Here is a 21,181-nt window from a genome sequence, read left to right on the forward strand (position 1 = left end):
ATAATGATTGGTAAGCTACGACTACTTGCCCCAGCGCTTGATGACAGCCTCCTGAAGCATCTCTCTAAACTTAGGATGTGCGATGCCGATGAGTGCCTCAGCGCGCTCACGAGCCGTCTTACCACGCAGACGCGCTACACCATACTCCGTGACGACATAGTCCACGTCGTTGCGTCCAGTCGTGATGGCTGCGCCCTCGGCTAGGATCGGCACGATACGGCTGATCTCGCCGCCCTTGGCAGTAGAGGCGAAGGCAAGGATACTGCGACCGCCCTTGGAGCGTCTGGCACCACGCATGAAGTCCACCTGACCGCCAGAGCCACTCAGCATGCTGTATCCGATGCTCTCAGCATTGACCTGACCGAGCAGATCGATCTCTAGACAAGAATTGATCGAGACCATGTTGTCGATGCTAGCCACGACAAAAGGATCATTCGTATAGCTCACAGGATACATCTCGACCTCCTCATTGTGATCGAAGAAGTCGTACAGCTCCTTCGTACCCATCGCAAAGGCTGTGACCACCTTGTTGGGGTTGCGCGTCTTACGCTTGCCTGTAATGACCCCTTGACGCATCAGCTTCATAACACCATCGGTGATCATCTCCGAGTGGATGCCTAGATCCTTGCGATCGGCGAGGTTGCTTAGGACTGCATCGGGAATAGCGCCGATACCGAGCTGGAGCGTATCGCCATCCTTGATCATCGAAGCACAGATCTCACCGATCTTGCGCTCGATCTCACCAGGCACAGCGGGGGGTACCTCAGGTACAGCTGTGTTCACCTCGATGATATGATCCAGTTTCGTCACATGGATCAGGTTGTCGCCACCGATGAAGGGAAGCTGATCATTGACCTCTGCGATCACGACACGAGCAGCCTCTGCAGCTGGCTTGGTGTAGTCGCACGAGAGACTGAAGGAGCAGTAGCCCTCTTCATTAGGTCTGGTCAACTGAACGATAGCTACGTCTACAGGGTAGAAGCCATCAGTAAAGAGCCCTGGCACCTCATGGAAGTGGCAGGGGAAGAAGTCTACCAACCCCGCACGGCACGCCTTGCGAGCATTGGCCTCGAGGAAGTTGATCTTGAGGTTGAAGTGATGTGCTATCTCTGGCGTAAACTGGTACCCAGCACCATAATACAGGACGTGAAAGATATTACCTGTGGGTAGCTCAGCGACATGCTCCATCATACTCTTGAGGATTGTATCTGGGGCAGCAGCCGCATGACCTATGACAATGTTACACCCCTCTGTGAGCTCCTTCTTGAGTGCCGCTAGGGGGGTGGTCAGGTGAGATTGATAATAGGACTTCCAGTCCTGATTCTTTTGCATAGTGTGCCTTGCTTATCTGTTATTTGAAATGATGTATATACTTAACCCTTGGAGGCGCAGCCCCGCTCATCTTGAACTTAGAGCGAGGAGCGCATCAAACTTTATCGGATACAAAGATACACATTATTAAGGAAGCGACTTACTCGTAAGCCAGCTCCAGGATCTGTCGTACGATCTCAGGTGTCATATTCTGATGCTCACCGAGCACGGTGCCACGCTCCGTAAAGCGACGCACCACCTCATCGATCACCTCGTGAGGCACCTCCGCATCGCGCAGCGTAACCGAGAGGCCGAGCTTGGCAAAGAACTGCTTCGTCGCTTCGATAGCTGCCGTGACAGCGTGCTCCTCGCCTTGGCACGCCTGAGGGGTCAAGCCCCAGATCCGAGCCGCATACTGCAGGAGCTTGTCCTGCTTGCCCAGATGGCGCATCACCTGTAGCGTGGCGGGGAGAATGATCGCGAGCGTGTGTCCGTGCGTCAGTCCCGTCAGGGCGGTCACCTCATGACCTATATAGTGCGTACTCCAGTCTTGGTCCACGCCCCACGAGAGGTAGCCATTGAGCCCGACAGTAGCGCAGAGCATGAACTCACCCATCAGGTCGACATCCTGATGGTTGTGCGTCAGCCCTGGGGCGATCTCAATGAGCGTGTGTAGCACTCCCTCGGCCATACGATCCATCAGGAGCGGACTGCGCATCGTCGTCATGTACTGCTCCATAACATGGACGAAGGTATCGGCTATACCACACGCTACCTGATAAGGCGGTAGAGAGGTCGGTACACGAGGATCGAGGATGGAGAATTGTGGGTGCTTGCTTGAGAACGAATACTTCTCCTGCGTCTCACGACAAGAGATGACTCCACCACTATTCATCTCCGATCCCGTAGCGGGGATCGTGAGCACGACACCAAGCGGTAGATGCTCGCCCCGATGCTTGCCAGCACGGACTATATCCCAGGGGTCTTGGTCACTGCACATCGCAGCGATGATTAGCTTACTTGCGTCGATGACTGAGCCACCGCCTACGGCTAGGACAAAGTCGCAATGCTCCTGACGCCCCAGCTGGACAGCCTTACGAATCGTCTCGACCGTAGGATTGGACTCGATGCCCCAAAACTCGGTCACCGAGCGGCCCTCCAGTGCTTGGCACACAGCGTCGTAAACGCCATTGCGTCGTATACTACCACCGCCCATCACGAGGAGGATACGATAGTGTGGATCAATGAGCCGAGGAAGCTCAGCAATGCGTCCCTCGCCGAAGACAAGCTTCGTGGGATTGTAGTATGTGAAGGGTTGTATCATGCTTCTTGGTAGATTAAAGTGTGAATTAGAAGATAGGCTTCGTAGCCTTGCCAAGAGCAAAGATACGAGTTTAGTCCATTATCTTCAGGTAAAGCTGGTCGATGATGCCATCTGCGACACCAATCGTTGGTACGATCACCTGATCCGCATGTAGGGCCGCGACGACTCTGGTGAAAAGCTCACCCGCTGGGACAATCACATCGGAGCGGTCGGGCTTTAGATTAAAGCGGGTCATACGCTGTTCATCCGTCAGTGCCGCCAGCGTCTCGTAGATCTCTTGCAGCGCCTCAGCAGAGATGAAGCGGGTATCCGGCATGGAGGGGTCTGTCGTGCCGTTGATACGTGCGAGCCGATTGATGTTGCCACCCGTACCAACGATGGTCGCTGCTCCATACTGACTATACAGCTCCGAGAGATACTGGTCAAAAGCCTCGAATGTCGCATCTCGCACTACCCCACTCAGCATACGCACCGTGCCGATGTCAAAGGAGCGTGTGGCGACAGGCTCTCCTCCTACATAGAGGTTCAACTCCGTGCTACCTCCGCCCACATCCATAAAGAGGTAGTTACGATCTGTCGTGACGATACGATGTATCTTGCTCTGCGCCACGAGAGCCGCCTCCTCCTCTCCTGAGATCACCTCTATCTGTATACCCGTCTTACGTAGCACCTTGTCCACAATCTCATTAGCATTGCTCGCCTCGCGCATCGCTGAGGTAGCGCAGGCGCGGTAGTGAGCCACGTCGTAGATCTTCATCAGATGCTTGTAGACCTTCATAAGAGAGAGTATATCACGCTGCTTCCTCTTAGATATTTGTCCAGAGATAAAGGCGTCTTCGCCCAGTCGGAGTGGCACACGTAGGAGCTGCACCTTGCTGAGCGGTTGCTCGGAGAGATCGCTATTGACGCACTTGATGAGGAGCCGCACGGCATTCGAGCCGATGTCGATGGCGGCGAGGTTGAGCTTTCTCATATCTTCGTATCAGTGTCTATATCTTGCTGTAGGTAATAAGCGTAGAGGTCGGTCTGCGAGCGGTACCATGGCGTCGGAGCCTCCTCACGCCGAGGACGTCCGTCGTGACTGTTGACGTAGTGTCCCTGCGATACATCTTGCAGTCCGCACGCCACGATGTGATGCAGGTCTCGCTGTATCTCCTTATCGTAGACAGGAGCCACCACCTCGATACGACGATCCAAGTTGCGCTGCATCCAGTCCGCTGAGCCGATGAAGTAGAGCGGATCGTCATTATTGCAAAAGATAAATATGCGCGAATGCTCCAGATAGCGGTCTATGATGCCGTAGACGCGAATGTTCTCGCTTACCCCCTTGACACCTGGCACCAGCGAACAGTTACCACGCACCAAGAGGTCAACGTCCACACCCGCCTGAGAGGCTGCGTAGAGACGCTTGATGAGAGCTGGGTCAACGATGTGATTCACCTTGACCATTATGTAGGCAGGCTTGCCAGCGAGCTTGTTTTTGATCTCCCGATTGATCAGAGCGGTAAAGCGACGACGCATATCATTTGGCGAAACCAGTAGCTCCTTAAAGTGGGTGTCTAGGTAAGGCTTCTCGATGTACTTAAAGACATCTGCCACCTCCCTCGCCACATTCTTATTAGCCGTCATCAGCATCACATCGGTGTAGACGCGGGCTGTACCCTCGTGCATATTGCCCGTACCGATGCAGGCTATATCGCCATGTCGGGTCGTGATATGGACCAGCTTGCTATGTATCTTCAGCGTCTCAGGACCAAAGAGCACATTGATGCCCGCCTCGATCATCTCTTTAGCCCAGGCTATGTTGCTCTCCTCATCAAAGCGCGCCAGCAGCTCCACGACGACCGTCACTTTCTTGCCATTCTTAGCCGCAGCGATCAGGGCGTTGATCACGTTCGAGTCCTTGGCAACACGATAGAGCGTACACTTAATCCCACGCACCTCATCGCTAATAGCTGCCTCACGCAGGAGACGCAGGAAGCGGTTGAAGCTGTGATAGGGGAAGTGCAAGTGCCGGTCTCGATGCAGCACCTGATCGATCATACTCTCCGTAAAGTCAATGCCATCACCTAGGATCGGCATCTGTGGCTCATTGCACAAGTCTTGGCGACCGCACTTAGGGAAGTCCATCAGATCACGCAGGTTGTGGTAACGCCCGCCCGCCACCTTGGCATCGTTGCTGTCTAGTCCTGCCTTGCGAAAGATCTTATTGCGCAGCGAGCCAGGCATATCGGCATCGTAGACCACACGGAGCATCTCACCCTTGCGACGGCGACGCAGACCCTTAGAGACACGCTGTACCACACCCACATCGACATCCTCCTCGCGAATGTCCATCTCCGCATCCTTGGTAAACTTGAAGGTGTAAGCCTCAAAGTCATTGCACCGCAAGCCCGCAAAGATATACTTAAGGTTGAAGCGGATCACATCATCGAGAAACATGATGCAGACCCTTCCCTCCTCGTCGTCAGCTATGCGGATAAATCGGCCGAACTTCTCTACCGGAGCCTTGATGATGCCGACGCTCTGACGCAGTGGTTTGTCGCTGCCCGGCTCCAGCTCTTTCATCTGCACCGCTAGGTAGATCGACTCCTCTATCTGATCTGCCGAAAAGTCCATCTTGCGCAGCGAGAGCGGATTAGTACTTGCACCCAGCTGCCTAATATAGAAGTCAAAGACCTGCTCCTCCTGTCGAGGCGTCAGCTCCCGCTCGTTGACCACTCGTATGCCCTCCTTAGCGAGATCATCCAGTGCCTGCTGAAAGTTCTCTTCAAAGGTCTCAGCATACTCCTTATTGAGCTTGTAAATCTTGCGCAGCGTCCGCTCCGCTTCTTTACGCTGCGGTGCTGACAGCTCCTCGTCCTCTGCGATACGCCGTAGCGAAGCCACACGCACACGAAAGAACTCGTCCAGGTTGTTTGAGTAGATGCCCAAGAAGTTCAGGCGCTCCATCAGCGGGACATCCTCTCGGGCACTCTCTAGGAGGATGCGCCGATTGAAGGACATCCAGCTTACATCTCGATCTATGTAAGGGAATTTGTTCACTTTGCGTTTTGTTGTTTTGCCCATAAGTTGCGATACAATGGTATTTGGGCAAATGTACCACTTGTATGTTGAGGTTCTGTTAAGAAAGCGTGTATACCCCCCGCTCTAGTCACGGCGGAAGATATCTCGTGTGTAGACCCGCTCAGCGACATCGTCGAGATCCGCATGGTAGCGGTTCGTAATGATCGCCTGAGAGCGAGCCTTAAAGGTCGCTAAGTCGTTCTCCACAAGGCTCCCGAAGAAGGTCGTATGATGCGCCAGCGTAGGCTCGTAGATAATCACCTTGGCCCCCTTAGCCTTGATGCGCTTCATCACCCCCTGGATTGAAGAGTGGCGGAAGTTGTCACTGTGGCTCTTCATCGTCAGGCGGTAGATGCCGATGACGCACTCACGCTCTTGCGTCGGGTCGTACTGATTCTCCTCCATATAACTATAGTAACCCGCCATCTTGAGGACCTGATCAGCGATGAAGTCCTTGCGCGTACGATTGCTCGCCACGATAGCGCCGATGATGTTTTGCGGCACAGCATCGTAGTTGGCGAGGAGCTGCTTCGTATCCTTAGGCAGGCAGTAGCCTCCATAGCCAAAGGAGGGATTGTTGTAGTGATCGCCAATGCGGGGATCTAGGCAAACGCCCTCGATGATGCTCTTGCTATCGAGATCCTTAAGCTCCGCATAGGTGTCCAGCTCGTTGAAGTAAGAGACACGCAGTGCCAGATAGGTATTGGCAAAAAGCTTGACCGCCTCAGCCTCCGTCGTACCCATCAGCAGCACAGGCATATCTTGGCGAATGGCTCCCTCACGTATCAACTCTGCGAAGCACTCTGCATGCTCCCGCTGATGCGCGCTCTGCTTGTCATACCCCACGATAATGCGCGAAGGGTAAAGGTTGTCGTAAAGCGCCTTGCTCTCACGAAGGAACTCTGGCGCAAAGAGGATATCGTCGTAGCCCATCAACTCGCGCAGGTGAGCCGTATAGCCCACAGGCACCGTCGACTTAATCACAATCGTCGCAGAGGGGTTGCAGGCACGTACGGCAGTGACCACCGCCTCGACGGCAGAGGTGTTGAAGAAGTTCTGCACCGAGTCATAGTTGGTCGGCGTGGCCACCACGACAAAGTCCGCCCCACGATAGGCCTTCTCGGCATCTAGCGTAGTGCGTAGCTGGAGCTGTCGTGTCGCCAGGTACTCCTCGAGGTAATCGTCCTGTATCGGTGACTTACGCTGATTGATCAGGTCTACCCGCTCGGGCAGGACGTCCACGCCAACGACCTCGTGGTGCTGTGCCAGAAGCACCGCCACCGAGAGTCCCACATAGCCCATGCCTGCGACTGCTATCTTCATACGTTGAGAGGTTACATTTTAGTGTTTGGACAAAAATACAACAATTCGTGGATAGCGGCTCATTACTCCCCTATCCTCAATGCCGCAAGTCGCTACAGGTCGCATCGTTATTCGTCTTGTCTTGCCACAACTGCCACCCTCCCGCTAATCTATCTCTGTGAGTCTCCATCAAGTAGTCGCCTCGTCTGCGACGATCGTATCGTGCTGAGTACATTATACATACGAGTTCCAAAAACGGCTCCCCTCTTGGAACTTTTTAGTTCCAACGGAGGAACTTTCGAGTTCCAACGGAGGAACTTTTCGGTTCCCAGGTAGGAGCTCAAGATTTCCAACGGTGAAAAATTAAATTTCCAACGCTGGAAAGTTTTTGGAAACTTGTGGGAGAGCCTCTCCGTTGATGTCGTTCCCTGAAAATGGTTGACTTATTTTTTGTTGAAACGGATGTCGGTTGACATCGTTTTTGTCGTCAAACTAGAATGAGTTGTCTTGACCTTTCAAAGATACTGATTTTAGTTGACTCTGGCAATTGGGGTAGTTTTTTCGTGGTATCGTACATTCCACCCGCTAATGCAATTTCTCAAGAATGATGTTTTTGATGACTTCATTGGGTGTCTTATAGTTTAGGTTTTTACGAGGTCTATTGTTTAGTAGGTTCTGGAAACGTCTAAGGTCTGCGTCAGTTAAGTCCTCGAAAGTAGAGGACTTAGGGATAAACTGGCGTAGCAGTTTGTTTAGGTACTCAATATGAGGCTTATCCCAGGATTGATAGGGGTGGGCAAAGTAGACGGGCGTTTTGAGAGACCTCTCTATGGTCTTAAACTTGGCAAACTCACTTCCATTGTCGGTTGTGATCGAGTGTAGCAGTCCCATCTTCTTGTAGTACCTCAGAGCTTTATTTACCTCTCTGGCAAGAGCTTTGGCATCCTTGCCATGCTCCAGAAGTCGTATGATAGTAAAGCCTGTAACACGCTCTACAAGCGTCAGGATTGCCCCCTTCTGCTCTTTGCCTATAATGGTATCCATCTCAAAATCTCCTACTCGTGCTTTCTCGTTAATGCACTTAGGACGAGTCTCTATGGACTTTCGCTTAGGCCAGTCTGTTTTTATTGGGACGGCAAGGCGTCGCTTGCGATAAGCTAGCCCATGCCTTGTGTGTTTGTAAAGCTTGCCTCCAGCTTTCTTGTCTTGATGCAGGAACTTGTAAATGGAGGTCTTACCGACCATCGGCTTACCCTCCAGCTTTCGCCTTCCAGCAATTTGCTCTGGAGACCATTTACGCTCTACAATGCATTGGACAATGTCAGCTTTCATAGCGTTCGTCAATTTAGCTCTTGCTTTGTTCTTCCAGTCTTGTCGCTCTTTGGCAAACATATGAGCCTGAGTAGGGCTATAGTTGCCAGCGGGTGTCAAGTTCCTCTTGATTTCTCTACAGATGGTGCTAGGGTGTACTCCTATAACCTCTGCGAGCCAGCTTCTTTCTTATCCTGCAATTAGGTTATCACACAAAATCTCGGATGATCCAAAATAAATAATATGTGCAATAAACTCTCAGATCAAGAACACTTTTTCCTTATTTCGTCATTGTGTCACCATAACGCCAAGGTGATCAAAAAACTAAGTTCTAATACATTCTATTTTAACAGCTAAATGACCTCCAAATTAATTTTACCGTCATCCTTAATGTCCTTGACTTTTACTTGTATACGCTGTTTATGTTTAAAATCGTAGATCTGCACTCCTTTCTTCTTCAAAACCGATTTGTGAACCAAACCTATGTGGTCGGATAAGAATTTCACAAATAGACCAAACGGCTTTATGTTTGTAACTACACCATCGTAGATACCTCCTATTTCAATCTTTGGGGGGGCTTGTATCACTTCACCCGTCAGAGCATTAAGGATTTTTCCTTCTTTAGTCTTTCCTTCGATTATGCAGCTTTCCTTATTGTAATGGATATGGGCAAATGTTCCTATTTTACGAAAAGAGCTATCAACAAGCAATTTACAACCATACGAATGTAAACAATAATACACCTCGTCATCAAGTTGTGCCACTTTGCGTATGCTTGTAGCTCCATACGTTTTTTTCAAAGGTATGTTTTCACAATGGCTCACTTTTTTGTAACGATATAGAACAATGTTCTCGAATACCATGTTTATATAATTAAATTTCGGGTAGAGCACACACTCTCCATCGAGTGTGTAAAGACCTTGCAATGTGAGCGTTAGTGTGTCCCAGTCACGTTCGTATTCCTCTATGCGTTCAACAAACACATACCCATCTTTCACGTAAGCGGCAGAGAGATAATTCGTTTTTCCCTTTCCTGACAAGTCATATAAAAGAATTTTGTTCTCATTTACGAGATTATGTTCTTTCGATAACAATAAGTAGTCGTTGAAGTACGAAACTTCTCCTTTTACGGTTTTGATGAATGCTCCTTCCGCTGAAATAATGTCGTGCCCGTTTCCGATAAAGACCCCATTGGGCAAGTGCTCCAAAGATTCGTATTTGCATGGAATGAGTTCTGTTCCATCTGCTGCGTCTATGCCATACAAACTAAAAGATAATGTTTTTTTTAGCTTGTTGGCATACTCATTCGTCACTTCCTTTACGCTGTTTCCGTTAATGTCTACTTTCCCCGAACGGTTGTATTCTTTCGCTTCAGCCACACCGTCTTCAGAGAAGATACCTATCTCACTGACATCGTTGAACCAAGGTAGAAACAGTGAGAAATCCGGATTCAGCCACACGTGATGATTGCAATAGTTATATTTTTCTTGTTCTACTATAAGTTCTATGATTCCGTCTTGCCGAATATTGATGTATGTTACGTTCCAAAATAGAGGGATCAACTCCCGCCCTTCAATATTGTATAAGGTGAAATAGCTAATCTCTTTGGTAGCACTGTTTTCTTTATTCTTTTCACAAACGATATATTTCCCCTCTGCATGAATCTCGTGAAACTCAAAGGGTACTACCACATCTATGCTACCGACAGAAGTTTTTCTGTATACTCCTTTTAGCTGATTAGTATTGGATTTGTAAGCATGCAGCCCCACGAAGAGATTGTCCATCAAAGCACATTCTTCGGTTATGCTATTGGAATTGAACGTTGTACCGCCTTCATAGTGAAGTACGCCTTCGGCATCTACGCGCCCCACCTTTCCGTCCAGTTCAAACTCCACTGGATAATCCTCGTCTCGAGTCGTGCGCATTTTGTATGAAACAGGAGTCAGCGGTCTGTTGTCGTATGCCACGCATTGCATACCATACCCATCAGGAGATACTATAATGAAGTTATCGAAAGCCGCATCTATGTTGTTGGCTATAATCTTCACCGGCAGCATCTTACTATCCTTTATCAAAGTCCAATTCTCCACCCACTTGTGCGCTATTATTTCCTGCTGCAAATGTTCACAACAAAAATACGTTCCGTTAAAGTGATATATGGTCTTGAATTGATGCTCTGTGTTCAATACGATGTTTCCGCTATAGTCGATAATACATTTGTATTCATCCTTATATGGTTCCTTAGATGCAGCAATCAGTTCACCTTTAGCCCCAGCTGCCAAGTATTTATAATCTGATAAGTGAGGGGTAATGTCATGCAAATTATACAAGCTGTACCGCTGTTCTTTTCGGGTAATTACGTAATCGGTTGAGACAGATACGATGGAATCAAACTGCGGAGTAAGCACTTCATGCCCCTCATTGTCGAATAGTCCGAACACAATGCACTTGGAAATATAATTCGCATACGCGAATCTCTCTTCCGTTGATTGCGTTTTATAGAAACCATAATCTGCAGGTATCACATTGTCAAATGCCAAGGGGACGACAATCTTGCCTTGAAGTGTCATTACTCCCATACCACCTTCGCATCTTACGAGAATGCAGTCCTCTGATATATATTCTATTTCACTATATTGTGGAGCAAGCATTTCAACACCCGATTTGTGCAGTCCTAAAAGTTTGTCTCCCTGCATCACGAGATTCACCTCACTGTCCATCTTACTATATATGTATCCATCTTGATGCAGCATATAGGCTCGGCCCTTTATGGTAATAGTCCCAGCTGCAATATCTACTTGTTCTATCTCTACGGTTTGTCGGTTTGGGAATACCAAGAACTTCATACATTGTCTATTACAATAGCCTCTTTTCTTGAAATGAAACGTGAGCAGATAAAATCCCCATCGCAGACTCTCAAGCTGATACTCATCTGTTGTAGACACCGTTTTTAGGATAGAGTTTGAACCCCATATCCGCCATTCCCTTTTAGAGGCAATAAGATAGATGTCATCAGCCAAGTGCTTGATGAAGCTGCAAACGCAAGGGATGACGAGACCTCCAGCACGATTGACCAGTCCCCATCGGCGAGCTTTCTTCACGTCGAACATCCCGAGCTGCATATTCCATTCTATTTCCGAATATATAGGTGCCGTCAACATTTGCGAATGATACATAAATCCCCATGAACCATTCTTCTCATACACACTCGCACGTTCATGATTCTCAATGATTTCCTGCTTTATTCTTTCTATGCGCACACACTCAGCTTGTTGCAGTTCCAATTCCCGTTGCTGTCGGTCCATTAGACCTTGCAACAGCTCTGCGCGCGAGCATTCCAGTTCCTCGAGACGAAGTTTCACGGGTGGATTTGCCTTATAGTAAATCTCGTCGGCATCTACATAGTAAGGTTTGAAGTCCTTTGTGTCATATTTCAGTTGCTCAAGCGAAATGTATTCTGCTTCCGAGAATTTACCGTCGGCATCCAGCCATTGACAACACAACACTAGTTCTCCGCGTTCACTCGACAGTGCCTGGGCTTTTTTGTCCAAGATGAAAACATTTCGCTTGTTGGCGTAATAAATGTCCTTGCACATCATGTTGTGCAGGTTTACATATTCCTTGTTATCGTCAAAATTGAACACCCATATGATGAAGTATCTATTCAGACGGTAGAATATGTCACGATCTACTACCACGCTCAAAAACGTGGTAGACAGCTGTAGTTCGAACACTAGATTCATTCCCTTATATTGCGCTTGCACGTCTGGTTTACGCCAGTTCATATAAGGCAATCGGCTGTTGATCCGTTTCTCTATCTGTACCCCATCGATACCCATTTCCCTGCTTTTCTCGCCTTGTAGCACATCGGCTATCAAGTGTTTCAATTTTTGATGACGCTTGCTCTCCTTCACCTTTCCATACTTTTTGATTTCAATTTCCTCCTTAGTGAGCTGCGTTGTGGTTTTGATGGGGCAATCTTCGCTATCATACAGATGCGAAAAATATGAAACAACGCCACGCTGGCACTTTCGTCCGCAGAGCTTGAGCATCTGATGACAGTAGGGACAAACCAAACGTGGCTTTCCCATTAAAATAGACTCTTCTAATGCTCGTCTCCAGTGCATCAGTTCATGTTCCGGCTTACTCAAAAATTCGTCGGCTTGGTATATTTGCTCCTTTTTTACGTCGAAGACTTGATTGATTGTGTATTCCATATCTAAGATATAAATGTATATTCTTTTCTCGTTCTTTGCCTATCATTGATAGATAGATTCGAGATGGCACGTCGAATTATTTGCAAATCTCACAAGTATCTCGATACGCACATGCCAGTGTCAAGTGCAACACTGTAGCAAATATAGAAAAAACTTCATAGGGAGTTAGCTCATTTCAGTTAAATCTTTCGCCCCACCTCTGGAACTACCTCCAAGAGAGGGCGCTTTTGTACGCCTCGTTTTGCGCTTACTACTGAGAATCGCACTTGACGTTCATAGTTTTCCCTTTTTATGCAGTGAAATTTGAATCTACCAGGAAATCTAGCATACCATCTTGAGTAGATTTTATATCCTTGCAGATATTGAATAGAGAGTTCTTTGAAGCACTGCAGAATGATGATAGGAAAAGAACCCTGCTCGTTTCCAACTCGTACCCCTTTTACCCTAAAACCTTCACTACTCTATTGATTATCTGAAATATACAAGCTTCTTAAATCTTTGACTGGCATACTGAGTGCCTCTGTCGGAGTGGTGGATGAGGTCGGAAGCGTCCTTTTTGGGGAGCCGCTTGAGGGCTTGCTTTAGTGCCTCGCAGGGGTATTCTGAGGCGAGACTGTCCCCTAGACTATAGCCCACAATCTCCTTCGTATAGTTATCCAAAATCAGGGATAAGAAGCAGAACTCAACGCTGTTGTCCCCTCGCTCCAAGGGGATGTAGGTGATGTCGCTGCTCCACACCTGATTGGGTTGATCGGGGATAAGCTCCCGAACGAGGTTGGGGTAGGTGGGCAGGTCGTGGCCAGAGTCCGTGGTGCGTGGAGCTTTGTAGCGCCTCGGTATGCGGACGTAAAGCTTGTGCTTGCGTATGTAGCTCACAAACTTGTCTCTGCCAACGGGATAACGGGTACCCCACTCCCTGCAATACTGCATCCAAAGCGATACGCCTCCGATGCCTGGATTGCTTTTCCGTGCTTCCATAATATAGCTTATCACTATAAACTCGAGCTCAGATTCTCTCAAGGACGTGTCGGACTTGAGGTACTTGTAATAGGCTTGTGGACTCTTATCTAGCACCTTGCAGACCTTCTTGATTTGATATTTATATTGATCTCGCACGGTTGTCACGACTAGTGGCCACTTTTTTTTTGCTCATCAACGCCGTACACCTCTAGACAAGTCTTGAAGACGTCTCGCTCTAAGCGTGCTTGGTCAAGAGCTTTTTCGAGCTCCATGATACGTACTTTCAGGGCGACATAGTCGTCCTTGCGGAGTTCCTCTGTGGAGGTGCCTTGTGGGGGTATTCTCTTTTTATGCATAGCTTTAGCCACTTCAGGGTTTTCTTGCTCAAAGATACGAATCCAATTGCGAATCGTACATGATGTTACCTGATACTGGCTCGCTAGAAGCTTGACCGAGTAGCCATTTACGTAATAGCGCTTGAGTGCCTCCAGCCGTTCGGCCGTTGTGGCGTGTCCCTTGGTTGGACGATTTGTTGATCCCTGTGCGGGCTTAGACTTTGTGTCTTTTGTCTGTTTCATTGTACTCATAGTTAAATTACTTACGAGTCAACTTTTTTTCAGGGTAAGACAGGAGTCGCTACACGTCGGCAGGTTGAACCGGCTCGCGATCAGAGTGACGAAGTGAAGGCGATCACAAGTAGCGACTGTTGACTTTTGCAACATCACAACTAGCGTGAAGACGAAAAAAGCCCCACGTCTGACGAGCAGAGCGTGGGGCTTCTGATAGTTACAGCTTGACGAGACTATGACTTAGTTTGTAGTCTCTCTAAGCTGGTCGGCTTGTATGCTAGAGGCCTAGCTGCTTCTTGACCTGTGCCGTGATATCAACAGCTGAGGGAGCCATATAGAGCATCATCGAGGCCTCCATGACATAGGTGTAGCCACCTGCGTCGCCTACCTTCTTGATTGCCTCTACAATCTTCTGCTGGATAGGTGCCATGAGTGTGCCTTGCTGCTTCTCCATATCTTGCTGCATAGCTTGATAAGAGCGCTGGATGCGGTTTTGCAGATCAGTTAGCTCCTGCTCACGACTCTTGAGGAGTGCATCAGAGAGCCCCTCCTTGTCCTTCATATAGAGCTCGAGCTTCTTCTGATACTCGTCATTCATCGTCTGCATCTCTGCCGTGTACTTTTTGTCTAGCTCTTGGAGACGATCCTGAGCGACCTTCATATCAGGCATAGCGGTGAGGAGCTCCTGTGAGTTGACGACTGCTATCTTCTGCTGAGCCGTAGCTACGACAGGTAGCAAGAGTAGGAGTAGGGTTAGAAACAGATTCTTTGTCTTCATTGTTCAGTATTTAAGTTGTTGATTATGCGTATGTATGTCGTTAGTGCATGCGACCGTAGCCTAGCTTCTCTAAGACCTGATCGCTGATGTCGATAGATGGATTGGCAAAGACGATGCCTGCCGTAGAGCGGTCGAGGACTAGCTGAAATCCGCTCTGCGAGGCGATCTCCTTGATCGCTTGCCATATCTCGTCTTGTAGCGGCTTGACCATCTTAGAGCGACGCTCAAAGAGCTCACCCTCGGGGCCGAAGTACTTGCCCTGTAGCTCGGTGGCCTGCTGCTCGGTCTTGACGATCTCCTCCTCGCGCTGACGCTTTTGCTCGGCTGTGAGGAAGACGAGGTCGCTCTGATACTTCTTATAGAGCGTCTCAGCCTTGTCTTGAAGTGTCTTGACTTCCTGCTGCCAACGCTTAGAGACGGTCTCGAGCTGCTCATTCATCATCTCATAGTTGGGGATGTTCTTGAGGATATACTGCATATCCACAAGCGCAAACTTCTGTGCTGATGCTCCCAGCGTCAGAGCTAGGAGGAGTGTGAGGAGATATAGATGCTTTCTCATAATATAGATGTTTAGAAGGTCTGTACTAGTGTGTATAGATGGCTTGGGTACTTATTTGTTTAAGTGGAGCAAGCCTCGTACTCATACGCTAAGGGAACTAAAACTCTTGACCCATGATGATATGTATGTTGCTACCGCCACGCTGTGAGGAGCCGTCAGGCTTGTCAAAGCCATAGCCCCAGTCGAGTCCGAGCATACCTAGGAAAGGTAGCGTGATACGGAAACCGACACCAGCCGAGCGCTTGAGATTGAAGGCATTAAAGCTGCTGATGTCTCGCCACGCATTACCGGCCTCGAGGAAGGCGACGCCCCATACGTTGTACTGTCCCTCAAAGAGAATGGGCACACGTAGCTCAGCCATCATACGCATATAGGCATAGGCGTAGTCATAGTTGCCACCAGCGATCGATCCGTTGCTATATCCACGTAGCGGGATGGTCTCGTTGAGGAAGTTGCCTACGTAGCCACTCATGTTGTCTCCACCCATGTAGTAAGTACCAAAGGGAGAACGCTTGAACGGTGTGTAGTGCCCGATGAAGCCTGCGTCTAGACGTGTCATAAGGACTGGCGTATACTTCACCGTGAGGGGGTTCATGAGTGGGGTAAAGACCTTGCCCGAGAACTTCCACTTGTGGTACTCCACAAAGCGGTATCGATCCTCTGACTTGAGGTTGATGTTGGAGTAGTCGATACCGTCCCAGAGTGAGTATGGAGGTGTAGCACTGACGGAGAGCGTAAAGGATGATCCACGACGGGTGTAGATCGGGTTGTCGATCGAGTTACGCGAGAGTGCCAGCGTGAGGCTTATGTCGTTAGCATGCCCATTGTGGAAACCCTGGAAGGTCTCGTAGACCCAATCACGGAGGTAGTAGTGAGTATAGTTGAGCGTAGCATTGACGTTAAACCAGTTGTCAGGCCAGTTGAGTCGCTTACCGAAGCCGACCGTGGCTCCGAAGATGTGCATCGACTGGTTGGGGTTGTAGGAGTTTTCCATCAGTGACTGCCTATAGCCACCATCGTATCCATAGCCACCATAACCACCATAACCGCCATAGCCGTAACCACCATAGCCGCCGTACCCACCGTACCCGCCATAGTAGCCTGGGTAGTAGCCCATACCCTGCGTACGATTATTATAGTAGCGGGTATCGATAGCGGTCTGCATGGAGTAGAAGAGCGATGCCGTAAAGAAGTTCGGACGCTTGCCTCCAAACCAGGGATCGGAGAATTGTAAGCTAAACGAGTGATAGTAGCGACCATTACTCATCGCATTGAGGGAGAGGGTCTGGCCATCGCCCTGCGGGATGAGACCACGATACGCCTTCGGGTGGAAGAGGTTGTAGATCGAGAAGTTGGTAAAGTTGATACCAGCACGCCCAATGATACCAGCCTGAGACCAACCGAAAGAGAGCTCAAACTTGTCATTGTTTCTGCGCTGCAGCGAGTACTCTATATCTACGGTACCCTCCTGCGGGTTGGGGATTGGCGTGGGGAAGCTCTTTTCTGGATCAAAGTGTCCGAGCTGATTGAGCGTCATCCAGGAGTTCATCATATCCTCCTTGCTAAAGAGCTTACCAGGCTTCGTAAAGAGCTCACGGCGAATTACCTCCTCGTAGATGTCATGGTTACCACGTATGATCACCTTGTCGATAGTAGCCTGCGGCCCCTCGACAATGCGTAGGTCAAGCGACACGGAGTCGCCCTCGACATAGGTCTCTACGGGATCTATGCCTGAGAAGATATATCCATTGTTGTAGTAGAGGTTGGTGACAGCATCGTCCTCGACGTAGAGACGCTTCGTAAGGCGATCCTGATCATACACATCACCGCGCCGCATGCCGAGCATAGCCTCTAGGAGCGGCGTGGGGAACTTCGTATTGCCCACGAAGTTGATATCCTTGATGTAGTAGCGGTGACCCTCCGAGATGTTGATGAAGATGTCGATCTGCTTCTCGTTTTTCGGATTTCGAGCGATAGAGTCTGACAGAATCTCAGCATCACGATAGCCCGCTTTGTGATAAGCGTTTAGGATGTTGTGCAGATCCTCACGATAGACATCTTGGATGAACTTCTTGCTCTGGAAGAGCTCCAGGAAGGAGTTCCACAGGTTGCCACGATTGAGTCGGAAGGTCTCGTTCGTCTTCTTCATCGCCTTGCGCAGATCTGTATCAGAGAGTGCTTTATTGCCTGAGAAGTAGATGTTAGCGATCTTCGTCTTGTACTTCTTATCGACCGTGATGCCGAGCTTGACATACCCCTCACGAGATAGGTCAGGCTGCTGATCGAAGGTGACCTCCATCTCGCTATACCCCTTCTCATTGTAGTACTTCTGTATCAGCTGCTCCGTGCGATCTAGCACATTGGGCGAGAGCTGCATACTCTCTCGTAGACCTGTCTTGGTCTGCAGGTCTTCCTGCTCCGACTTCTTGATGTTGTGGAAGGTCACCGAAGCGATACGAGGATGCTGCTCCAGCTGCACCTCTAGCCAGACCTTGTCTCCCACATACTTAGTCACCAGCACACGTGCATTGGCAAAGGTGCCATTGCGTGTGAACTGCTGCACCACAGCCGTTGTAGCAGCTCCTGGTATCTCTATGCGCTCCCCTACTTTGAGGCCTGTATAGCCTAGCAAGACCTCCTGATCATATCCCTGTGCACCCGTTATGGTCACACCCGCAATGGTCTTGGTGACGGGACGAGCGTAGTCGATCGGGGGCGCATAGACTGTATCGGCAGGAGTAGTAGCAACTTGTGCGCTCACAGAGGTGACTGCGAAGAGCGCTATAAGTGCGAAGAGTATGTTGTGGTATCGTTGCATTGTCATCATTAAGAGATCAGATGGGGTCTGTGATATATGGGTCTGTGTTTTTACTGAAGCACCTTGCCAAAGCGTCGCTGGCGTGAAGCATAGTCTGCCAATGCCTTGTCGAGCTCTGCCTCATCAAAGTCTGGCCATAGTGTATCTGTGAAGTAAAGCTCTGTGTAAGCAGATTGTAATAGAAGGAAGTTCGAGAGTCTCTGCTCTCCACCTGTACGAATGAGCAGGTCGGGCATCGGCATGCCACTGGTGTATAGGTAGTCATTGATCAGCTCGGGACGAGCCAGATCGTCGCTACTGAGTCGTCCGGACTGCACATCCGCAACGATATGTCGTATCGCATGGCTAACCTCTGTGTAGGAGGAGTAGCTGAGCGCGATGCATAGGGTGATACGCTGACCATCCTTCGTCTGCTCCATAGAGTCTCTAAGCTGCGCAGCTGTCTCGGCGGGCAACTGGTCTATATCTCCAATAGCTCGTAGTCGCACGCCCTCCTTGATGAAGCGTGGCGTGTACTCGTGGAGTCCCTCTGCGAGGAGCTGCATGATATAGCTCACCTCGGGCTCTGGACGATTCCAGTTTTCTGTACTGAAGGCGTAAACTGTCAGATACGGGATGCCTCTGTCTGCTACGGCTGAGAGAGTCCGCTCCAGCACATCGGTACCCTGCTTGTGACCGTAACTGCGAGACAAGCCTTTGCGCTGCGCCCAGCGTCCATTACCATCCATGATGATGGCTATATGCTGCGGTGTCTGTCCTTTCATCATTTTGGTGTCTGCCAGTTAGGGTAATTATCCGATCCGTGACAGGGTTCGCTACGTTTGCCAAATTCATAGGTGATACTCACAACGAGGCCTATCGTGGCATCGCCCCCCTTGATCCAGTCCACCGGCATCCCGTAGGGGTTGTTGAGCCAACCCGTCTGCTCTGTGGGTGTGTCCAAATGAGAACTAATGTAATAGGTGCCCTGCAGTGCGGCGATCAGGTTAAGTCGATTGCGGAGCTTGTACTTGATGCCTGTCTTGATGCCTGCACCTGGCAGGAAAGCCATCTTATGCGCCGCCAGGGTCGTGCCGACACTAAGCCCAGCACCTATATAAGGTACCAGAGAGCGGGTCTGCAGATAGCGAAACTTGTCGCTATAATGAGCAAAGTTGTACTCCACCCAGCCATTCAGTGCTAACAGATGAGAGGCTCCACGGGTAGCTTGGTCAGCCACTCTAGCCTGCGGATAGTCTGTCTGCGCATAGCGACAGTCGAAAGGGAGGAAGCTGTAGCCGAGTTCGCCCGAAAAGGCTAGTCTGAAGTTGTGATTGTAGCGAAAGACTACCCCTCCCGTTCCTCCTATCGGCACAAAAGGAATACGTCTATTGGCATCTCCTAGATAAGACGCCGCACCTACAGATCCGCCCATCTCATAACGATACTCCTGTGCCGTCAGCGAGACAGCACAGAGCATCAAGAGGAGAGGGGCCAGAAGGCAGGAGCGGGTCGACATAAGTCTGCGAAGGTATACTTACTGAAATCGTATAGGCTGTCCGATCCAAAGCGTAGGCGTACCGCCCTTGATCCCTCCGAAGAGGTAAATGCGTCCATCATCGCCACGGTAGAGTGCTAAGCCTTGTTGATGCTTCTGCCCCTTCTCATAGTAGAGCGATGGAAGTATAGACTCTTCCGTCAGCTGCTGCCACATGGCGCCGTAGTTGAGAGATACGTAGGCACGCATAGCTGGTTGCTCCGCTTGCTTAGGACGAGCCGCAGGCTTGACAAGTAGTATGGTTTGGTCTTGTGGCTCGTAGATCATCGCTCCAGGCAGGTTGCTGGGCCAGATCTTGCTCACGACACCAGCATCGTGCGGTGTGAGCCAGTCGAGTCCGTTGGAGGTGCTGTAGACAAGTGCCGTCGTATCAGCGACAGAGCCTCCGACTAGAAGTGCTACTGGATGATGCTCTACGATAAACGAGAGACGTGCATTTTGCTCCAGAGGAAAAGCTGCTGGGACTCGTATGCCTCCCTCACTATTGAAATGTATCCCATCAGCCGACTTCACAGCTACGAGGGGCTTATTCTCCCCTCTATGGTATAGATTGCCCAAGAGATAGGATGCTCTACCTGGCAAAGCATTGCTCTGCGCCCAGTCTCCCCCATTCGCATGATCGTAGCAAGCATGCTGACCAGTCTCCTGTAGACAGAGGATTGCATCACGGCCGCCCTGCTCCACGATGTCTACGATGGGTGCGTCGAGTGCCTTAGGTATTGTCACCTCTTGCCATAGCTCTGGCTCCTTATGTGAGGCACGCCATAGATGCCTCTCGCTGGTAGTACGTGTGAAGTAGTAGTAAGCCTCGCCATTGTCCACGAGACGGCTCAGCACGATGTCCTCACTCGTAGCAGAGGCTGGTGCTGGGTGTGCAGACTTCGTCCAAGTGTGGGTGTAAGGATCACGATCGTAGATGTTTATCTTGAGCTGATACTCCTTAGTCAAAGCAGCGTTCTTACGATGCTGCATGACGATGCGTACTCCCTCAGCATACTTGGACATATTGACCGTATCTAGGCCAGACTTAGAGGACTGCTCGACACCTCCTATGTACACCTTAGGGAGTGCATCGGGCGAGGCTACAATCTGTAGCTTGACCGTTCCGATTTTAGTTCCCTTAGGTAGAGGGCGAGCGTTGTATATCAGTCCTTTACGGTGATCTATGGAGAAGATCGTCTTCTCCAGTTCAGGGACAGACTTGTCACTCATCTTGAGTTCTGAGATCAGTACGCTCTCTATCCGAACATCCTCGACAATCGACTTGCGCTGGCAGCTAGGCAAGCTGATCAGTGGTAGCAAAGCTACAGCGAGGAGTAGGTATCTATGGAGTGATTGTATAGTGCGAATCATATAGAATACTTGATATGAAGACAAAGATACTACTTCCCACGAAATTAGAGGTTAGACTTTAGAAGTTAGAGAGACT

At 49.8% G+C, this 21,181-nt stretch carries 15 protein-coding genes; all 15 read right to left on the reverse strand.

The window, feature by feature from the left end; genetic code table 11:
* Positions 1-21: 21 nt before the first annotated feature.
* The 15 genes from RDM37_RS02665 to RDM37_RS02735 all read right to left on the reverse strand — a co-directional run bounded on the left by RDM37_RS02665 (position 22) and on the right by RDM37_RS02735 (position 21,105).
* A complete protein-coding gene (locus RDM37_RS02665) occupies positions 22-1,332 on the reverse strand; it encodes an acetyl-CoA hydrolase/transferase C-terminal domain-containing protein (protein ID WP_308554759.1) in 1,311 nt (436 codons plus the stop codon).
* A 139-nt stretch (positions 1,333-1,471) separates the two neighbouring features.
* Complete coding sequence (locus RDM37_RS02670) at positions 1,472-2,635, reverse strand: iron-containing alcohol dehydrogenase (RefSeq protein WP_308554761.1); 1,164 nt, start codon at positions 2,633-2,635, stop codon at positions 1,472-1,474.
* 70 nt (positions 2,636-2,705) lie between these two features.
* Positions 2,706-3,608, reverse strand: coding sequence for a Ppx/GppA family phosphatase (locus RDM37_RS02675; RefSeq protein WP_308554763.1), 903 nt, complete (start codon positions 3,606-3,608; stop codon positions 2,706-2,708).
* Positions 3,605-5,704 carry an RNA degradosome polyphosphate kinase gene (locus tag RDM37_RS02680; protein WP_308554765.1) on the reverse strand — a complete coding sequence of 700 codons (2,100 nt, stop codon included), beginning with the start codon at positions 5,702-5,704 and terminating at the stop codon, positions 3,605-3,607. Before RDM37_RS02680 ends, RDM37_RS02675 begins: the two co-directional genes overlap by 4 nt.
* A gap of 81 nt (positions 5,705-5,785) precedes the next feature.
* Complete coding sequence (locus RDM37_RS02685) at positions 5,786-7,024, reverse strand: nucleotide sugar dehydrogenase (RefSeq protein WP_308554767.1); 1,239 nt, start codon at positions 7,022-7,024, stop codon at positions 5,786-5,788.
* Positions 7,025-7,588: 564 nt separating this feature from the next.
* Positions 7,589-8,479 (reverse strand): IS30 family transposase, encoded by an 891-nt coding sequence (locus RDM37_RS02690; protein WP_308554793.1) that lies wholly within the window; start codon positions 8,477-8,479, stop codon positions 7,589-7,591.
* A gap of 188 nt (positions 8,480-8,667) precedes the next feature.
* Positions 8,668-12,531 carry a DUF6035 family protein gene (locus RDM37_RS02695; RefSeq protein ID WP_308554769.1) on the reverse strand — a complete coding sequence of 1,288 codons (3,864 nt, stop codon included), beginning with the start codon at positions 12,529-12,531 and terminating at the stop codon, positions 8,668-8,670.
* 468 nt (positions 12,532-12,999) lie between these two features.
* Complete coding sequence (locus RDM37_RS02700) at positions 13,000-13,509, reverse strand: DDE-type integrase/transposase/recombinase (RefSeq protein ID WP_308554771.1); 510 nt, start codon at positions 13,507-13,509, stop codon at positions 13,000-13,002.
* A gap of 149 nt (positions 13,510-13,658) precedes the next feature.
* Complete coding sequence (locus tag RDM37_RS02705) at positions 13,659-14,078, reverse strand: helix-turn-helix domain-containing protein (RefSeq protein WP_308554773.1); 420 nt, start codon at positions 14,076-14,078, stop codon at positions 13,659-13,661.
* Between the two features lie 259 nt (positions 14,079-14,337).
* Positions 14,338-14,838: an OmpH family outer membrane protein gene (locus RDM37_RS02710; protein ID WP_308554775.1), complete on the reverse strand. Its 501-nt coding sequence runs from the start codon at positions 14,836-14,838 to the stop codon at positions 14,338-14,340.
* Positions 14,839-14,878: 40 nt separating this feature from the next.
* Positions 14,879-15,397, reverse strand: a complete 519-nt coding sequence (locus RDM37_RS02715) for an OmpH family outer membrane protein (protein WP_297114201.1) — start codon at positions 15,395-15,397, stop codon at positions 14,879-14,881.
* Between the two features lie 97 nt (positions 15,398-15,494).
* Positions 15,495-18,224 carry a POTRA domain-containing protein gene (locus tag RDM37_RS02720; RefSeq protein ID WP_308554777.1) on the reverse strand — a complete coding sequence of 910 codons (2,730 nt, stop codon included), beginning with the start codon at positions 18,222-18,224 and terminating at the stop codon, positions 15,495-15,497.
* A 41-nt stretch (positions 18,225-18,265) separates the two neighbouring features.
* A complete protein-coding gene (gene uppS, locus RDM37_RS02725; RefSeq protein WP_308554779.1) occupies positions 18,266-18,982 on the reverse strand; it encodes a polyprenyl diphosphate synthase in 717 nt (238 codons plus the stop codon).
* Positions 18,979-19,713: a hypothetical protein gene (locus tag RDM37_RS02730; RefSeq protein ID WP_308554781.1), complete on the reverse strand. Its 735-nt coding sequence runs from the start codon at positions 19,711-19,713 to the stop codon at positions 18,979-18,981. The genes uppS and RDM37_RS02730 overlap by 4 nt, the downstream gene beginning before the upstream one ends.
* 18 nt (positions 19,714-19,731) lie before the next feature.
* Positions 19,732-21,105, reverse strand: coding sequence for a DUF6242 domain-containing protein (locus RDM37_RS02735; protein ID WP_308554783.1), 1,374 nt, complete (start codon positions 21,103-21,105; stop codon positions 19,732-19,734).
* Between the last annotated feature and the right edge of the window lie 76 nt (positions 21,106-21,181).

Origin of the sequence: uncultured Porphyromonas sp. (genome assembly GCF_902489635.1) — a bacterium.
GTDB lineage: Bacteria > Bacteroidota > Bacteroidia > Bacteroidales > Porphyromonadaceae > Porphyromonas.

What these genes read in the sequence shown, in the direction of transcription:
- RDM37_RS02665 (WP_308554759.1), bottom strand. Translation starts at nt 1,332, where the DNA reads ATGCAAAAGAATCAGGACTGGAAGTCCTATTATCAATCTCACCTGACC.
- RDM37_RS02670 (WP_308554761.1), bottom strand. Translation starts at nt 2,635, where the DNA reads ATGATACAACCCTTCACATACTACAATCCCACGAAGCTTGTCTTCGGC.
- RDM37_RS02675 (WP_308554763.1), bottom strand. Translation starts at nt 3,608, where the DNA reads ATGAGAAAGCTCAACCTCGCCGCCATCGACATCGGCTCGAATGCCGTG.
- RDM37_RS02680 (WP_308554765.1), bottom strand. Translation starts at nt 5,704, where the DNA reads ATGGGCAAAACAACAAAACGCAAAGTGAACAAATTCCCTTACATAGAT.
- RDM37_RS02685 (WP_308554767.1), bottom strand. Translation starts at nt 7,024, where the DNA reads ATGAAGATAGCAGTCGCAGGCATGGGCTATGTGGGACTCTCGGTGGCG.
- RDM37_RS02695 (WP_308554769.1), bottom strand. Translation starts at nt 12,531, where the DNA reads ATGGAATACACAATCAATCAAGTCTTCGACGTAAAAAAGGAGCAAATA.
- RDM37_RS02700 (WP_308554771.1), bottom strand. Translation starts at nt 13,509, where the DNA reads ATGGAAGCACGGAAAAGCAATCCAGGCATCGGAGGCGTATCGCTTTGG.
- RDM37_RS02705 (WP_308554773.1), bottom strand. Translation starts at nt 14,078, where the DNA reads ATGAGTACAATGAAACAGACAAAAGACACAAAGTCTAAGCCCGCACAG.
- RDM37_RS02710 (WP_308554775.1), bottom strand. Translation starts at nt 14,838, where the DNA reads ATGAAGACAAAGAATCTGTTTCTAACCCTACTCCTACTCTTGCTACCT.
- RDM37_RS02715 (WP_297114201.1), bottom strand. Translation starts at nt 15,397, where the DNA reads ATGAGAAAGCATCTATATCTCCTCACACTCCTCCTAGCTCTGACGCTG.
- RDM37_RS02720 (WP_308554777.1), bottom strand. Translation starts at nt 18,224, where the DNA reads ATGATGACAATGCAACGATACCACAACATACTCTTCGCACTTATAGCG.
- uppS (WP_308554779.1), bottom strand. Translation starts at nt 18,982, where the DNA reads ATGATGAAAGGACAGACACCGCAGCATATAGCCATCATCATGGATGGT.
- RDM37_RS02730 (WP_308554781.1), bottom strand. Translation starts at nt 19,713, where the DNA reads ATGTCGACCCGCTCCTGCCTTCTGGCCCCTCTCCTCTTGATGCTCTGT.
- RDM37_RS02735 (WP_308554783.1), bottom strand. Translation starts at nt 21,105, where the DNA reads ATGATTCGCACTATACAATCACTCCATAGATACCTACTCCTCGCTGTA.